The organism is Candidatus Omnitrophota bacterium, from assembly GCA_028715965.1.
Taxonomy (GTDB): Bacteria; Omnitrophota; Gorgyraeia; order Tantalellales; family Tantalellaceae; genus JAQUQS01.
Genome location: JAQUQS010000006.1, coordinates 46,952 through 62,016, shown reverse-complemented (window position 1 = coordinate 62,016; position 15,065 = coordinate 46,952). Strand labels below are relative to the sequence as shown.

The following is a 15,065-nucleotide window of genomic DNA, read 5'->3' as shown; positions in this document are numbered from 1 at the left end:
TTATTCCGATTCTACCTTTTTGATTTCCGGTAGTTCCTTTTTTAATGTCTGTTCCACAAAACCTCTCAGAGTAAGCTGACTCATCGGACATCCACAGCATGCCCCCCTCAGGCTCACCTTAACAACGCCGTCCTTAACGGACAAAAGCTCTATATCCCCCCCATCTTGCTGGAGAACTGGTTTGATCTTTTCATTTATGATGTTTTTTACCGCCTCTTCCATCTTCTCCTCCTTGAGACCAGATCTTTTAGCAAAGAAAACCGATACAGTATCTTTTAAACACGATCATTTTATAATTCCTTACTATTTTTGTCAAGTAAAAATGTCCTCTTGTTCTCCGGCCCCGCGAACACCATTCGACCACATTCCGGAGTACGCTCTTGCCGTATTATTGTAATAATGATATAATCTGCGATAGTCTTTTGTTACTTCAATATTGAAAGGTTTTATGAATAAACTACGAGTAGCTGTCATCGGCGCTGGCCATTTAGGCTCGATCCACGCCAACATGTATTCTTCCCTTCGCAGGACATGCGGTCTTACCCTTGTGGGTGTGTGCGATATACGTAAAAGCGTTGCCAAAGAGGTCGCTGATCGCAATAATACCCTCTTCTATACAGATCACCGGGAACTATTGGACAAGGTGGATGCTGTCAGCATCGTCGTACCTACCACCAGGCATTATGAAGTTGCCAAGGATTTTCTCAAGGCGGGCGTGCATGTCCTAATAGAAAAACCGATAACAAAGACCCTTGAGGAAGCGGACGAACTTATCGCGATCGCGAAGAAAAAAAAGCTCATCATACAGGTAGGGCATATTGAACGTTTCAATTCCGCTATTCGCTCGATAGAACCTTTCATCAAAAAACCGAAATTCATTGAATGCCAGAGGCTCGGGTCCATACAAAAGAAAAAACGTATAAAGGATGTCGGCGTGGTCCTGGACCTCATGATACACGACATAGACATCATCCTGGGTTTACTTCGGTCAAAGGTCAAGAGCATTGAAGCGGTCGGTGTAAGTACCGTTTCCCGGCATGAGGACATGGCGAACGTACGTCTTGGCTTTCAGAGCGGCGCCATCGCCGACATAACCGCGAGCCGCGTGACCAAGGAAGAAACCCGCAAGATAAGGATATTCCAGGAAGACTCTTATATCCTGCTGGATTTTCTGCACCAGGATGCCATACTTTTCCGTAAAACGGAAACATCCCTCATCAAGGAGAAAATAAATATCCACAAGAAGAACGCGCTGCAGATAGAGCTGCGGTCTTTTGTGGATTGTGTCCGTAACGGCCAGAAGCCTCTTGTGTCCGGCCAGGAAGGCCGCCAGGCGCTGGAAGTAGCCCTTGCCATATTGGAAAAGATAAAAAATAACCCCGCTTCGAAATGATCCCTATTACGGATTGATTATTATGAGCAAGAATATCCTTATAATAGCGGGAGAACCTTCCGGAGACATGCGCGGAAGCGAACTTCTCAAGGAACTCCGCCCCCTTCTTCCAGGCACTTCTTTCTGGGGGGTCGGCGGGGACATGCTGTCATCCCAAGGCATGGAACTATTCACCCACATTCGCTCGTTCTCGCTTGTCGGCATTTCTGAACTCCTCACAAGCTTGTTCAAGATACGCCGCCAATTTGCCTCCCTGAAGGCTGAAGCAATAAAGAGACGCCCCTCTATGGCCATACTCATAGATTATCCGGGATTCAACCTGCGCATGGCCAGGTTCCTGAAAAAGAACGGGATACCGGTGGTATATTATGTGGTACCGCAGATCTGGGCCTGGGGAGAAGACCGTGTACGATATATAAAAAATCATGTGTCGCTTCCGATAACCCTCTTCCGCTTCGAAAAAGACCTTCTGGCGAAACACGGCATTTTCGCCGAATATGCGGGGCATCCTCTCGTAGACATGGTCCCGGACGGGACATTGACCAGAGATCCGGCTACACCCCCCAGGACGATCGGGCTTCTCCCTGGCTCAAGAACGCGTGAAGTAGAGAATCTGTTGCCCACAATGCTCGCGGCTTGCCGTAAAATACGCGGGAATAAGGATGTTCCCCATATCCTGCTGGCGAAAAGTTCCAATGTTAATGCGGAGCTATATAATAATATCGTTTCCACGTATGGCACAGAACTGCGGATAAAGGAATACACCGACGACGCGTTCTCCTGCCTGTCGGATTGTGATATAGCCGTAGTGGCTTCCGGCACAGCTACGCTCGAGACAGCCATGATGGAAAGACCAATGGTAATAGTATACAAGAGCGGGTTCCTTACATATGCCCTTTTCAAACTGTTCGCTAAGGTCCGCGACATAGGCCTTGTCAATGTGGTCGCCGGCAGAACAGTGGTACCGGAACTCCTCCAGAACGACTTCACGCCTGAAAAACTGTCGCGCCATTTACTTGATATCATTAACGATCGAGGTAAAAGGGAGGCTATGTTGGCCGCTATTAGGGAAGTAAAACGTTCCCTGGGAGAAAAGGGTGCGGCAGGAAGAGCCGCAAAAGCTATAGCCCGTTTTGCGGGCAAGGATCGTATCTGATCAAATAACCTTGATCGTAATATCCGCCTGTCCCGACATGTCCGCCACTTGTTGCCTGTCCATCACGAACATTCGGCCGCTTTCTATCGCGAGGGCCTTGAACTTGTTCTCAACAAGCGTTCTTATCGTATCGGCCCCTATCGTGGGCACATCCCACCTCATATCCTGATGGGGACGACTTACCTTTACCATGACACACCCGGAACCGGCAAGGGCCCCTGCGCGCTTTATCGTTTCGTCAGTCCCCTCTATGGCTTCGACAGCTACGATGGTCCCGCCCTTCACTACGACCGTTTGGCCGATATCCATACCTGATATCTTTTTCGCGATATCGTATCCAAAGCTGATATCTTTTTCCGTGGTATCATCAGGCCTTACACTTCCAAGAAACCCTTTTTCGGGCAGCAAATGTTTAAGATATACCGTGCTATCCATCACGCTTACCCCGATAAAGCCCAGTCTTCGCGTGACCTCCTGCAGTATGGAGTAATCCTTGGTGTCCCCTATACGGGCATAGCTTTTCCTGTATTCGTCATCCTGTCCGTGCTCGCGGTAAAGTATGGACTTATCCACCTTACCAAGAAGAGCAAGCTGTTTGATCCTGTCCCGTATCAAAAGGAACGCGAATTTCTTGAATTCACCCACTTTTAGCCAATACACTTTTTCAGCATGCTCCGTGATCGTCTTATCCGTGATGCCTTGCAGTGCAAAGACCGTTATTTTCCGGCCATCCTGCCGCGCTTCATCCAGGAATTCCATGGGGAGAGCGCCTTTACCGGCTATTATACCGATCTTATCCATTCCAGCTGTCCTTTATTTTTTGTCGAAAATGCTGAACATAAGGTCGGCTTCACATGTTACCGTGTCATCCACCAGCACCTTACCGTGGGTCTGCACTATGTTCTTTCTCACCCTTTTGACTATCTCCACCTTCATGGTGAGCTGGTCTCCGGGCACCACAGGTTTTCTGAACTTAGCGTTATTGATCGTCATGAAAAAGGCCAGTTTTTCGGAAGTATCACTTTCATCGTCGGACATCAACGCCAGTATGCCGCCAACCTGTGCCAAAGCTTCGATCTGCAACACACCCGGCATTATCGGCTCGCCCGGGAAATGTCCCTGAAAAAAAGACTCGTTGATGGTCACGTTCTTTATAGCCGTGATCCACTTGTCCTTTTCGTAATCGATGACCCGGTCGACCAGAAGGAACGGGTATCTGTGCGGTATAAATGACATGATCTTCTTTACATCCAATACCTTTTTTTCCATTATCCCTCTCCTATTCAATATGGTTCATTGCGCGTTATATTCCCGGTACAGATATCGGACCATTTCAGCGTTAAGCCTGTGTCCCGACCTTACGGCTTCGATCCTGCCCTTTAGCGGACGTCCTGTAAGGTACAGGTCCCCGACAAGATCAAGCATCTTATGCCTTAAAGGCTCATTGCTGAACCTTAGCTTTGTATCAACAGGCCCGTCCGCGGCCATTACAAGTGTATTCTCGAACGTCGCCCCTTTGCCGAGTCCCGCCTTGAGGAGCATTTCCGCCTCTTCCTTGAGACAAAAGGTCCTGGCCGGCAGTATTTCTTTCTCGAACACGGACGGAGAAAGTTCGACTTCCATCTTTTCGGAAGGGATAGAGGGTATTCCATAGTCTATGGAATATGAGACTACGAACCCTTCCGCCGGATACACCGCCACATAAGCCCCGTTCTTTTCGACCCGGAATTCCTTGTTTATCTCGATGATCCGTCGTGGCCGGTCCTGTTCTTTCCTACCAGCCGGTCTCAGCACCTCAAGAAACCCGCCGGCGCTGCCATCCATGGCCGGCATCTCCTCCGCGTTAAGCTCTACATATATATTATCGATGGAAAGGCACCATAATACTGACATGAAATGTTCGATGGTCTGAACTTCCGCGCCGGGAACACTTAGCGTGGTCCTCCTGTCGGGTCCGGTGGATATCGTCTTCTCGTTCAGGGGGATCCGGGCATCAGGGCCTATGTCGGTCCGGATAAAGACTATACCCGTCCCGGCCGGGGCTGGCCTGCAGATGATCTCGACCTTTTTCCCTTCCTGCAGGGAGATCCCGGAAAAACTGACATCCCTTTCTATGGTCGCCTGTCTCGACATTTCACATATCTCCCCTAAACGGTCCGGGGGCAGTATCGTCCTTCTTTCTGCAAGGTGTCGATACCCGCCCCCGGGAATATACTCAGATGGATCACTTTTTGTTAAGCTGTTTTATGACCTGGTCCGTCATATCGAATTCGGGCTTTGAGAACATGATATTCCTTGAATCAAGGATATAATCATAGTCGCCTTTTTTACCGAAATCATCCACTACGTTCTGTATGTCGGTTATTACCTCTTTGAACATATCGTTCTTTTTCGTGAGAAGTTCCTGCCTGGCCTCTCTATCAAATTCCTGAAGCTGTACCAACTTGAGATCGATCTCGGTCTGTTTCTTGCTTTTTGCTTCCGGGCTCAGGAGTTCGGCCTCTTCCCTCAGCTTGGTGATCGCGTCTATCTTGGTCTTTCTCTCGTTCTGGCGTTTTTCCGTAAGGTCTGTGAGCTGCTTGTCAAGTGAGTTGGCTTTCTCATATTCATAAAAAGCCTTTCTAAGATCGACATAACCTATTTTCCCTTCCGCGAAAGCTAACGGCCCCGCGCAAACAGCCAAAACTGTAACTACTGTTACTACTTTCACACAATATTTTATCATCTGCCCCGTCATATCTCTCTCCTTCCGTTGTTAAGAACACTTCCGTTCGGATCAGAACCCATGGCTTACACTAAAATAGAACTGTCCTTCCTTCTTATCATCATGGTTATCGCTTAAGGGATAACCATAATCCAGTTTTACCGGACCTATCGGCGTTTTTACCCTTACTCCTACGCCCGCGCCCATCACATATCCCGATGTTTCAAAGATATCTTCCGCTTTCGTGTGTACCGCGCCCACATCATAGAAAACAGCTCCCCTTAAAAGCTGTTTATACAGCGGGAACGCGAGTTCAGCGTTACCGATAACCATAGAATCGCCTCCTATAGCGATAGCCCCGTCCCTGGAGTCCCGCGGTCCAACAGATCTTTGTTTATAACCTCTTATGGTAGTGGCGCCACCCGCGAAGAACCTTTCATATATCGGTATCTTGTCCGTATCGTCATAAGGCTCAGCCATACCACCGCGACCCTTAAGTTCGAGGACCACCTCTTCGATTATAGTGCGATAATATGTCAGGAAGACCGTTCCTTTGACGAAATCCTTGTCCCCGCCTATAAAACCCCCGACATTCTCGAGCGACATACCCGTAACGATACCTTTTGTCGGAGAGAATTTATTGTCACGGGTATCATAAGTAAGATTCCAGGTAACGCGGCTCAGGGTGTTGGTCCCGGCTTCTGCCTGGAGATCCGCTGAGGCGTCATCCGGTATATCCGTCAATTTGACCTCTTCCAGGTTATATACGAGTCCCGTAGCCAGGTTATCCGTTATGTCCTTCCCCAGCCTTAAAGACCCCCCCGTACGCCTCTCGTAATAGTCATACCCGGAAAGACCTGATTTGTCGTATTCGGTACGGTAGAGATCGAACCCGAAAAGATAAGGAAGATCGAATATCCACGGGTCCGTCCAGCTAAGGAGATAATTGGTCCTGGTGCTGCCTATCTCCCCCCTTATGGTAAGGTCCTGTCCACCACCGGTAAAGCTCGGGAAGTTAAGTATATCGAAATTCCTCTGCCGTATCTGCGCAAAGCCAATGAAGGCGTCGACCGAGCTGAATCCGCCACCGAAAGAAAGCTCGCCGGTCTTGGTCTCCTTCACCGTAATATCCAGGTCCTTAACGTTACTTTTGTCCGTAGGCACGGTCTCCAGGTAAACATCCTCGAAAAATCCCAGGTTATATATCCTCTCCTTACTTGTCTTTAGTCTTTCACCATTGTACATTTCTCCTGGATATACCCTGAGCTCCCTGCGTATGACCTTATCCCTTGTCTTCGTATTGCCCAATACGTTGACCTTTCCGACATACACCTCTTCGTGCGCCGTTATCTTGTAGATAAGGTCCATCTTGTCGGTAACGGGATTATACTTGTTCTGCAGGTCCACTTCCGCGTTCATGTATCCCCTGTCGAAATAGAAGGCCCTTATGTTATCCATATCCTCTTTTATGAGCTTATAATCGAACGCGTCTCCCGGCTTCATCTTCAATGTCGCCATTACATCTTCTTCCGGAAAAGCGAGCGTACCCACCAGCTTCAGGTCGCCTACATAATACTGTTTGCCCTCATCCACGATAACGGTCAGGTATATGCTCTTCCCGTCTTCCGAGTATTCCACCCGGCTTGTCACCTTGGCATCGAGAAAACCCTTGCTGCGGTATACCGACTGTATCCTCTCCTGGTCTTCCTTGAACACGTCCTCGTCGAACGCCCCCTTACGTATGAACCACCATGCCGTTTTAGTGGACATGTAACTCAATAGTTCGCTTGTTTTAACACTTTTGTTGCCTTCGAAACCGATCTTCCTTATCTTGAACGGCATACCTTCATCTATGACAAATACCACTACGGCCGCGCCCGTATCGGGATCCGTCTCTATCCTGTAATCTACCTGCGCGTTGCTATACCCCTGCTCGGTATAGTTCGTCCTGATGTTGATGACGTCCTGGCCCAGCATATTGAAGTCAAGAAGGTCGCCTTCTTTTACCTGTATCTTTTTCATGAGTTTCGCGGCGGCTATACGCCCGTTGCCGCTGAACTTTATCCCGCTTATGGTCGGTTTTTCCATCACGGTGAAGATCACGAGCACGCCTTCTTCCCTGTCATCCGTTTCAACGAAAACATCGCTGAAGAATCCAGTGGCGTACAACCTTTTTATTTCGTTGTTAAGCGCCAGCTCTTCGAAAGCATCACCTGGTTTTATCTTCAACTTGTTCATTATGGTCGCGGTGCTTACCGCTTTATTCCCTTTGATCTTGATATCCGAGATCTTTTTAGCGCTCCCGGTCTGGGCTTGCGCGAGTTCCGCGGATGGCAGACAAAAGGCAACAAGGAATGACAAGACCACAAGTATTGCTGCGAACATCTTTTTCATCAGAAACCTTCTTCCTCTTCTATTCTTGATAAATTACCGAATTTCGTGAATTCCGGCAGAAATGCCAGCATAACGCTTCCCACTGGGCCGTGCCTTTGTTTGGCGATTATCACTTCCGCTTTACCCTTATTTTCCTCCGTAGGCGCATAGTATTCTTCCCTCAGAAGCAACATAACGACATCAGCGTCCTGCTCGATGGCTCCGGACTCCCGGAGGTCCGACAACATCGGCCTGTGGTCAGCCCTTTGCTCCACCGCGCGCGACAGCTGGCTTATCCCTATGATCGGTATGTCGAGCTCCCTCGCGAGAGCTTTCATCGACCTTGATATGTCCGATATTTCCTGCTGGCGATTCTCTATGTTGGAGGCCCCTTTCATGAGCTGTATATAGTCGATGATCAGGAGCTGTATATTGTACCTGGATTTGAGCCTGCGCGCCTTGGCCCTGAGTTCAAGCGCGGAGATGCCCGGGGTATCGTCTATATATATCGGTGATTCCGACAGTTTGCCGGCCGCGTCAACCAGCTTAGGCCATTCGTTCTGGGAAAAGAACCCTGTCCTGACCTTATGGGCGTTCACCCCGGCAATGGAACACAGCATTCTCTGGGCAAGCTGTTCTTTCGACATTTCAAGGCTGAAGTATGCGGACGGCACCTGGGCTACTACACCTGCGTATTCCAGTATGGAAAGAGCCAGCGCGCTTTTCCCCATGGATGGACGGCCCGCCAGCACTATAAGATCTGATTTCTGGAGTCCCGCGAGCTTCACATCAAGATCATGAAAACCCGTGGGTATGCCGGTGATGTTCTCTTTGCGCTGGTAGAGATTATCTATGGTCTCGATGGTATCCTTGACTATATCCTTCATCTGGAGCACGCTCATCTCACCACGCTGGTTCGAGGTGATATCGAATATGAGCTTTTCAGCCTTGTCGAGAAGGTCGTCAACTTCGTTCGAGGGATCATACCCTTCCGTGACGATCTGCGTTGCCGTATTTATGAGCTTTCTTAAAAGATGCTTGTCCCTGACTATCTTGGCGTAATGTTCTACATTAGCCGCTGTCGGGATACTGTTCGCTAGACTGGAAATATACGCGGGTCCGCCGATACCGTCCAGGTGGTTCTTTTTCTGCAGTTCCTCGGTAAGAGTAACTATATCGACCGCGTTGTTCGAATCATATAGCTTAACGATGGAGGAAAAGACCCTTTTGTGGGCCTCCAAGTAGAAGGACGCCTCCCCGATGAACTCAACGGCCCTGGATATCGCGTCCCGGTCGATAAGCATTGATCCAAGGACCGCTATCTCGGCTTCAACGTTCTGAGGAGGTACTTTTTCGACAATAGTCTTCGGGATCATTTCTATTTTTCAGGAATGAGATAATTACTTCTTAACTACCCAAACCCTGGCTTGGGCCTTGACCTCAGGATGCAGTTTTATTTCCACGTTGTATACGCCTAAAGCCTTTATAGGGTCGTCCAGAACTATCTTTTTCTTGTCGATCTCGATGCCCTCGGCCGCCAGATACTCCGCTATCACTTCGGAAGTCACGGCTCCGAACAATTTATCCTCTTCCCCAGCTTCCATAGACACCGTTATCGACAGCGCTGCTATCTTCTCGGCAAGCTGCCCGGCCGCTTCCATGAGCTTTCTTTCGCGACGTTCCTTCTGGCGTTTCTTCTGTTCGAGGATGCTCACGGCCCCCGGAGTGGCCTCTATGACGAATTTATTGGGTATCAGGTAATTCCTCGCGTAACCGTCCTTGACCTCCATCTCGTCGCCTATCTGGCCGAGACTTTCTACGTCTTTGATCAAAATTACTTTCACTCTTCTCTCCTTGGTCTTCTTCTCTGCAGCCCGTCTTTGACCTTTACGAACGGTAAAAGCGCCGCTGCCCTGGATTTTTTTATGGCGTTCGACACCACCCTCTGGTGTTTCGCGCAGTTCCCGCTTATTCTCGAAGAGATGATCCGTCCTCTGTCCGAGATGAATCTTTCAAGGAACTCCACGTTCTTGTAGTCGACCTTGTCTATCTTGTCCTTACAGAGACGGCAGGGTCTTTTCTTGAATATCCTTGGCCCTTTTTTTGTCCGTCTTTCGTTCCTGTCCCCTTTTTCGTTCCTGTCGGTATTGGTCTTCTTCACTATTTATCTCTCCTGTTCATGATTTTTTTAAAACGGCACTTCATTATCCATCGCGCCTTGATCAACATCGATAGATTCCACTTCTCCGTAACCCTGGTCGTCGTCCCGAGAAGCCCCTGCCCCAACATCTTTCTTCCCCCCGGCAGAAGGCGTCCTGTCTCCCTTGCCTCCCAGGAACTGTACACTCGTGGCCACAACGTCCATGGAACTCCTTTTTTGCCCGTCCTGGGCTTCCCATGTCCGGGACTTCAACCGGCCCTCTACCAGGACCGGCCTACCTTTCGTCAGGTATTCCCCGCATATCTCCGCCATTTTCCCCCACACCACGACCCTTATGAAGGATACTTCGTCCTTCTTCTCCCCGGTCGTGTCCTTGTATGGACGGTTCACCGCTACGGTGAAATTCGCTACAGCCGTACCGCTCGGTATATACCTTATCTCGGGGTCCCTGGTAAGGTTCCCCATAAGAAATACCTTGTTCAAACTGGCGGCCATTATCCTTTTCCTTCCCGGACGGGCACGGGATGCGAGCCCTTATCCCTTATACATTCTTCTCAATAAGCGTCCTCAATATATCCGTGTTTATACGGAAAAGACGCATCATATCACCTACCGATTCCGGAGGGGCAGTAAAGGTGACCTCGTAGTAAATACCGGTCGCTTTTTTCTTAATAGGATAGGCAAGAGTCCTCTTCCCCATCATATTTTCCTTCACTATGTTGCCGGAATTTTCGGTGATAATTGAGGTTATACATCCTTTTATCTCGTCTATCGCTTCCTCTTTTTCCGGTGTTACGATAAACAGTCCCGAATACGATATTTTGTTTTCCATATTGTTGTCAGCTCTTTCCCTGTTATAGTTATCTATAATATAATATACGACCAGAATATTAACACATATCAGCTTTATAATCAAGTGGTTTTATCACGACTACCGTGGAGGTCCTATCCCTGTCAAGCGGAGGGTAAAACACCTTTTTTTAGCCATAATTCCACTTTTTCTACGGACTCGTCCAGAATGGTATCAAGCTGCCCTCTCTCTTCTTTCGAAAATCTGGATAGCACAAAACCGGACATATCCCCTTCGGGCGGCATATTACTTCCTATCCCAACCCTTAACCGGGCAAAGCCTTCCCCCATATGCTCGATTATCGACCTGAGCCCGTTATGCCCTCCGGCAGATCCACTGGAGCGTAAACGTATACTGCCAAACGGGATATTAAAATCATCACTTACTACCAGGAGCTCTTTTGGATCTTCGAGCTTTGCGGAACAAACAGCTGATACAGCTTCCCCTGAAAGATTCATATATGTTAGCGGTTCAAAGAACATCACTTCAGCATCACATACCCTGCCCGCTCCGTACGCCCCGCCAAAGCCTTTCTTTTTGATCTTAAGCCCATGTTTAGCGGCTACTTTCTCCACCACCATGAACCCGGCGTTATGGCGAGTATTCCTGTAGCGTAATCCGGGATTCCCGAGCCCCACAACAATCTTCATCCTGTATCCACCTTTTCCTGCCCGGGTCCTCCGGCAAGGCCCGCTTGCGCGTATCCCGATCTATTCGGCAGGTTCTTCTCCCTCAGCCCCTTCTTCTTCCTTCTTACCCTTCTTTATAAGCTCGGGCTCTTCCCCTTCAACGGTCGTGGCCGCTTCTTCTTCCGGCTCCGCCTCATGGTGATGCACTGACACTATGACCGTTTCCGGGTCCTCCAGTATCTTGACACCGGGTATAGGCGGTACATCGGATACATGTATCGCGTCCCCCATGGCAAGTCCGGTCACGTCAATGTTTATGTGCTCAGGAATATCCGTTGGCAGACATTCCACCTCGATCTCCCATATCGTCTGGGTCAGGACACCATCTTCGTCCTTTACCCCTACCGATTCGCCCTTAACGGCGACCGGGATGTTGACCTTGATCTTTTCGGTAAGCGATATCTCGTGAAAGTCCACGTGCACGAACGTATCGTTAAGGGGATCCGTCTGGATGTCCTGCACAATAACAGTTTTACTTTCCGGCGCGCCATTCCCGGATATGTTCAATGTGATTATGGCGTTCTCACCGGCTTCCGTGTGTACGGCATGCCACAATGCCCTGTTGTCCACTTGAACGTTCACTCCAACCTGCCCGTCCTTGTATATGACAGCGGGGACCTTCCCTTCCTTCCTGACATGATGCGCCGCGCTTTTCCCCAATTCTTCCCGTATCTCAGCTTTCAACATTATTTTTTCCATCTCATCTCTCCTCTTCCTTGCCGCGTCCATCAGGGGCCTTCCCCGGACGGATACGCGGATATTTTTACTCGAATAACGCGCTTATCGACTGTTCCTTCCTGATACGCCGTATCGCCTCTCCAAGAAGCTGGGCGACAGAAAGCTGTTTTATGTTCTTCATTTTCTTCTCCAGCGGGAGCGGTATGGTATCCGTTACCACGAATTCTTTTATCGGGGCTCCTTTAAGCCTTTCCATGGCCGGACCACACAGAACGGCATGTGTTACCGCGACATATATGTCCTTCGCGCCGTTCTTTTTCAGGGCCGCGGCCGCCTCAGTAAGGCTTCCCGCCGTAGCTACGATGTCGTCCACAAGTATAACATTCTTCCCCTGAACATCGCCCATGATATGCATGACCTCGGCCTTTACATCGCTTATGCGCCTCTTGTCCACTATTGCCAGCCCCGCGTCAAAACGTTTAGCGTAAGCCCGCGCCATCTTTATCCCTCCAACATCGGGGGAGACAACAACTATATCCGTGATCTTTTTCTTTTTGAAATATTCCGCGAATATACTTACAGCATATAGATGGTCCAGCGGGATATCGAAAAAGCCCTGTATCTGCCCGGCATGCAGGTCTATGGTTATGATGCGGTTCGCTCCCGCGCGGGTCAGAAGATTGGCTACCAGCTTCGCCGTTATCGGGACCCTGGGCTGGTCTTTCCTGTCCTGGCGGGCATACCCGAAATACGGAAGTACCGCCGTTATACGCTTGGCCGAGGACCTTCTCAACGCGTCGATCATTATGAGAAGCTCCATAAGATTCTCGTTCGCGGGATAGCACGTAGGCTGGACGACAAAAACATCGGCACCGCGGACGTTATCTTTTATCTTGACCCTGGTCTCCCCGTCGGAAAAACGTATCACCTCGGAATCCCCAAGCTTAAGATTGAGGCTCTTACATATTTTCTTCGCCAGCTCGGGATTGCCGTTCCCGGTAAAGATCTTTACCTTATCCATTTCATGCCCCTTTTTCCGTTTTCAGCTTTCTTGCGGGAACTCCCGCTACAGTTTCACCCGGAGCCACGTTCCTGCCTTTGGTCACGACACTACCAGCGCCTACAATGGATCCCGCTCCCACTTTAACGGGCGCGATAAGAATGGCTCCCACCCCGATAAAGGCCCCGTCCCCGATCTCGGTAATATTCTTCTTTCCGCCGTCATAGTTCGCCGTTATGGTACCAGCTCCTATGTTAACATCGCTGCCAACCCTCGTGTCTCCCAGATAAGTATGATGTTTGACCTTTGTCCCGGAAGCAATGCTTGTCCTGCATATCTCAACAAAGTTACCTATCTCGACATTGTCGGAAACATCCGTCCCAGGACGCAACCTCGCGAAAGGACCTATACTGCATCGCCCGCCGATCCTTACGTCTTTCTCTATCACCGTGTTGGGGTATATGACGGTATCCCGGCCTATGACCGCCGTCTCGTCAATGCTTGTCGTTCCCGGGTCCGTTATGGTGACCCCGGAAGCCATTAATTCATTTATTTTTTTATCGTTGATCACCTTGTTCACAGCCGCTATATCTTTCCTTGAGTTCACTCCCGCTATCTCCCGTTCGGTGCATGTCCCGGCAACCACCTTCCTGCCTTTGGACACAAGTATATCCACGATGTCGGTAAGATAGAACTCTTTTTTCTTTTCGTTCCGCTTTATCTCTCCTATGAACCGCAAAAGATCTTCCACACCAAAACAGTATGTGCCGGAATTTATCTCCTTAATGTCCTTCTCCGCGGGCCCGGCATCTTTCTCTTCCACTATCCTGACCACATGTCCGGTCCCATTCCTCACTATCCTGCCGTAACCGGTCGGGTCACCTACTTCGGCGGTCAGCACCGCGCAACTGGCCCCGGATGCTTCGGACATATCCCTTAACTCACGGTATGTCGCGGAACTTATCAGCGGCGTATCTCCGCACGCCACTACCACTTTCTCGGCCCCTGAAGCTTCTATTTCCCCAGCCGCCGCCTTAAGAGCGTCACCGCTGCCAAGAAGCTCGACCTGATGAACGAACCTTGCCTGGCCTGAAAATTCCTTTTTTACGGCCTCTGCCCCGAAGCCAACTACTATCAGGATATCTTCTATTCCGGCTTCCTTAAGGCTATCCACTATCCTGGATAATATGGAACGGGCTCCCACTTTATGTAGCACCTTGGGCAAGTCGGAGTTCATCCGCGTGCCCAACCCTGCAGCAAGAACGATAGCGATAGTTTTTTTCATTCCGGTCATTCTTCCAAATATCAATAAAAACGTGGTCCCTGTCCCTTCCCACGTTCTGTTTCCCCATTTTGCTCTGATCGCTTTAGTTGTGCCGTGCGAACCAGAAAATTGGCTGGCGGGCAAGGATTCGAACCTTGACAAGCAGCTCCAAAAGCTGCGGTGCTACCATTACACTACCCGCCATCCAACGATCTTAAAGTAGCCCCGCTCTTGATCCTGAATGATACTTTACGACCCGTTCCTGCCGATCAGAGCTCGATGTCGTTCGCCTCTTCTATGCCAGAGGCCCCTATACCGCTCTCTTCTTTTTTCGCGGGAGCCGGACTTTCCGGTATTGGTTCCTGTACCGGCGCGGAGGCTTTCTCTACGGGTACCGGGTCGGCCTTTACCGCCATTTCCTGGGCCGGCGCGCCTTTTTCCCTGTTATAAGCTTCCAATATCTTTTCCTGTATATATACCCTGCATTCCTGGGTTATGGGATGCGCGATATCCATATGGTTACCCTGCGTATCCTGCTGTTCGTCCGTTCGCTGCGGGGGAAGATCGGACCCACATTGGTTACAATATTTACTGCCCACTACGTTCTTGGTGCGACATTTAGGGCAGGAATCCATGGCCTTCCTTGAGGGCATGGCCACAAAAAGCCCGCTATTGCCCTGAATGACCTTGATGTTGCGCACAACGAACCAGTCATCGAATGTCATTGTCGCAAAGGCCTTCAGCTTGCCGTCTTTGCTTTCCGTGGGGAATATCCTTACCTCCGTGATCTTCATCCC

At 49.7% G+C, this 15,065-nt stretch carries 18 protein-coding genes and 1 tRNA gene; 2 read left to right on the top strand and 17 right to left on the bottom strand.

Going from position 1 to position 15,065, the window contains the following annotated elements; translation table 11 throughout:
• Positions 1 to 222: a NifU family protein gene (locus PHH49_04515; GenBank protein MDD5488211.1), complete on the bottom strand. Its 222-nt coding sequence runs from the start codon at positions 220 to 222 to the stop codon at positions 1 to 3.
• A gap of 226 nt (positions 223 to 448) precedes the next feature.
• Here PHH49_04515 and PHH49_04510 point away from each other — a divergent pair, with 226 nt between their 5' ends.
• Together PHH49_04510 and lpxB are read left to right on the top strand one after the other, a co-directional pair.
• Entirely contained in the window at positions 449 to 1,393 is a 945-nt protein-coding gene (locus tag PHH49_04510; protein ID MDD5488210.1) for a Gfo/Idh/MocA family oxidoreductase, read from the top strand.
• A gap of 22 nt (positions 1,394 to 1,415) precedes the next feature.
• Positions 1,416 to 2,549: a lipid-A-disaccharide synthase gene (lpxB, locus tag PHH49_04505; GenBank protein ID MDD5488209.1), complete on the top strand. Its 1,134-nt coding sequence runs from the start codon at positions 1,416 to 1,418 to the stop codon at positions 2,547 to 2,549.
• Here lpxB and lpxI read toward each other — a convergent pair whose 3' ends face one another.
• The 16 genes from lpxI to PHH49_04425 all read right to left on the bottom strand — a co-directional run bounded on the left by lpxI (position 2,550) and on the right by PHH49_04425 (position 15,062).
• Positions 2,550 to 3,350, bottom strand: coding sequence for a UDP-2,3-diacylglucosamine diphosphatase LpxI (gene lpxI, locus PHH49_04500; protein ID MDD5488208.1), 801 nt, complete (start codon positions 3,348 to 3,350; stop codon positions 2,550 to 2,552). It lies immediately after the preceding gene.
• 12 nt (positions 3,351 to 3,362) lie between these two features.
• The gene (gene fabZ, locus PHH49_04495) at positions 3,363 to 3,818 is read right to left on the bottom strand and encodes a 3-hydroxyacyl-ACP dehydratase FabZ (protein ID MDD5488207.1); all 456 of its coding nucleotides are present in this window, start codon (positions 3,816 to 3,818) and stop codon (positions 3,363 to 3,365) included.
• A 24-nt stretch (positions 3,819 to 3,842) separates the two neighbouring features.
• Entirely contained in the window at positions 3,843 to 4,682 is an 840-nt protein-coding gene (lpxC, locus tag PHH49_04490) for a UDP-3-O-acyl-N-acetylglucosamine deacetylase (protein MDD5488206.1), read from the bottom strand.
• Positions 4,683 to 4,773: 91 nt separating this feature from the next.
• Positions 4,774 to 5,286, bottom strand: a complete 513-nt coding sequence (locus tag PHH49_04485; GenBank protein ID MDD5488205.1) for an OmpH family outer membrane protein — start codon at positions 5,284 to 5,286, stop codon at positions 4,774 to 4,776.
• Between the two features lie 39 nt (positions 5,287 to 5,325).
• Complete coding sequence (gene bamA, locus PHH49_04480; GenBank protein ID MDD5488204.1) at positions 5,326 to 7,647, bottom strand: outer membrane protein assembly factor BamA; 2,322 nt, start codon at positions 7,645 to 7,647, stop codon at positions 5,326 to 5,328.
• Positions 7,647 to 9,002 carry a replicative DNA helicase gene (gene dnaB / locus PHH49_04475; GenBank protein ID MDD5488203.1) on the bottom strand — a complete coding sequence of 452 codons (1,356 nt, stop codon included), beginning with the start codon at positions 9,000 to 9,002 and terminating at the stop codon, positions 7,647 to 7,649. The genes bamA and dnaB overlap by 1 nt, the downstream gene beginning before the upstream one ends.
• A gap of 24 nt (positions 9,003 to 9,026) precedes the next feature.
• Positions 9,027 to 9,470 (bottom strand): 50S ribosomal protein L9, encoded by a 444-nt coding sequence (gene rplI, locus PHH49_04470; protein MDD5488202.1) that lies wholly within the window; start codon positions 9,468 to 9,470, stop codon positions 9,027 to 9,029.
• On the bottom strand, positions 9,467 to 9,715 hold the full coding sequence (gene rpsR, locus PHH49_04465; protein MDD5488201.1) for a 30S ribosomal protein S18: 249 nt from the start codon (positions 9,713 to 9,715) through the stop codon (positions 9,467 to 9,469). Before rpsR ends, rplI begins: the two co-directional genes overlap by 4 nt.
• A 99-nt stretch (positions 9,716 to 9,814) precedes the next feature.
• Positions 9,815 to 10,282 (bottom strand): single-stranded DNA-binding protein, encoded by a 468-nt coding sequence (locus tag PHH49_04460; protein ID MDD5488200.1) that lies wholly within the window; start codon positions 10,280 to 10,282, stop codon positions 9,815 to 9,817.
• A 46-nt stretch (positions 10,283 to 10,328) separates the two neighbouring features.
• Positions 10,329 to 10,619 carry a 30S ribosomal protein S6 gene (rpsF, locus tag PHH49_04455; protein MDD5488199.1) on the bottom strand — a complete coding sequence of 97 codons (291 nt, stop codon included), beginning with the start codon at positions 10,617 to 10,619 and terminating at the stop codon, positions 10,329 to 10,331.
• 122 nt (positions 10,620 to 10,741) lie between these two features.
• Positions 10,742 to 11,287 carry an aminoacyl-tRNA hydrolase gene (gene pth / locus PHH49_04450; GenBank protein ID MDD5488198.1) on the bottom strand — a complete coding sequence of 182 codons (546 nt, stop codon included), beginning with the start codon at positions 11,285 to 11,287 and terminating at the stop codon, positions 10,742 to 10,744.
• Positions 11,288 to 11,347: 60 nt separating this feature from the next.
• Positions 11,348 to 12,025 (bottom strand): 50S ribosomal protein L25, encoded by a 678-nt coding sequence (locus tag PHH49_04445; GenBank protein MDD5488197.1) that lies wholly within the window; start codon positions 12,023 to 12,025, stop codon positions 11,348 to 11,350.
• A gap of 64 nt (positions 12,026 to 12,089) precedes the next feature.
• On the bottom strand, positions 12,090 to 13,025 hold the full coding sequence (locus PHH49_04440; GenBank protein MDD5488196.1) for a ribose-phosphate pyrophosphokinase: 936 nt from the start codon (positions 13,023 to 13,025) through the stop codon (positions 12,090 to 12,092).
• 1 nt (position 13,026) lies between these two features.
• The gene (locus tag PHH49_04435) at positions 13,027 to 14,289 is read right to left on the bottom strand and encodes an NTP transferase domain-containing protein (protein ID MDD5488195.1); all 1,263 of its coding nucleotides are present in this window, start codon (positions 14,287 to 14,289) and stop codon (positions 13,027 to 13,029) included.
• A gap of 109 nt (positions 14,290 to 14,398) precedes the next feature.
• Positions 14,399 to 14,472: transfer RNA gene (locus tag PHH49_04430), tRNA-Gln, on the bottom strand.
• 65 nt (positions 14,473 to 14,537) lie between these two features.
• Positions 14,538 to 15,062 (bottom strand): septation protein SpoVG family protein, encoded by a 525-nt coding sequence (locus PHH49_04425; GenBank protein MDD5488194.1) that lies wholly within the window; start codon positions 15,060 to 15,062, stop codon positions 14,538 to 14,540.
• Positions 15,063 to 15,065: the final 3 nt, after the last annotated feature.

Bases quoted from the DNA above. Each gene is read 5' to 3' on its own strand.
- PHH49_04510 (MDD5488210.1), top strand. From the start codon at position 449: ATGAATAAACTACGAGTAGCTGTCATCGGCGCTGGCCATTTAGGCTCG.
- lpxI (MDD5488208.1), bottom strand. From the start codon at position 3,350: ATGGATAAGATCGGTATAATAGCCGGTAAAGGCGCTCTCCCCATGGAA.
- PHH49_04460 (MDD5488200.1), bottom strand. From the start codon at position 10,282: ATGGCCGCCAGTTTGAACAAGGTATTTCTTATGGGGAACCTTACCAGG.
- lpxC (MDD5488206.1), bottom strand. From the start codon at position 4,682: ATGTCGAGACAGGCGACCATAGAAAGGGATGTCAGTTTTTCCGGGATC.
- pth (MDD5488198.1), bottom strand. From the start codon at position 11,287: ATGAAGATTGTTGTGGGGCTCGGGAATCCCGGATTACGCTACAGGAAT.
- PHH49_04445 (MDD5488197.1), bottom strand. From the start codon at position 12,025: ATGGAAAAAATAATGTTGAAAGCTGAGATACGGGAAGAATTGGGGAAA.
- PHH49_04435 (MDD5488195.1), bottom strand. From the start codon at position 14,289: ATGAAAAAAACTATCGCTATCGTTCTTGCTGCAGGGTTGGGCACGCGG.
- lpxB (MDD5488209.1), top strand. From the start codon at position 1,416: ATGAGCAAGAATATCCTTATAATAGCGGGAGAACCTTCCGGAGACATG.
- dnaB (MDD5488203.1), bottom strand. From the start codon at position 9,002: ATGATCCCGAAGACTATTGTCGAAAAAGTACCTCCTCAGAACGTTGAA.
- PHH49_04425 (MDD5488194.1), bottom strand. From the start codon at position 15,062: ATGAAGATCACGGAGGTAAGGATATTCCCCACGGAAAGCAAAGACGGC.
- PHH49_04515 (MDD5488211.1), bottom strand. From the start codon at position 222: ATGGAAGAGGCGGTAAAAAACATCATAAATGAAAAGATCAAACCAGTT.
- bamA (MDD5488204.1), bottom strand. From the start codon at position 7,647: ATGAAAAAGATGTTCGCAGCAATACTTGTGGTCTTGTCATTCCTTGTT.
- PHH49_04440 (MDD5488196.1), bottom strand. From the start codon at position 13,025: ATGGATAAGGTAAAGATCTTTACCGGGAACGGCAATCCCGAGCTGGCG.
- fabZ (MDD5488207.1), bottom strand. From the start codon at position 3,818: ATGGAAAAAAAGGTATTGGATGTAAAGAAGATCATGTCATTTATACCG.
- PHH49_04485 (MDD5488205.1), bottom strand. From the start codon at position 5,286: ATGACGGGGCAGATGATAAAATATTGTGTGAAAGTAGTAACAGTAGTT.
- rpsF (MDD5488199.1), bottom strand. From the start codon at position 10,619: ATGGAAAACAAAATATCGTATTCGGGACTGTTTATCGTAACACCGGAA.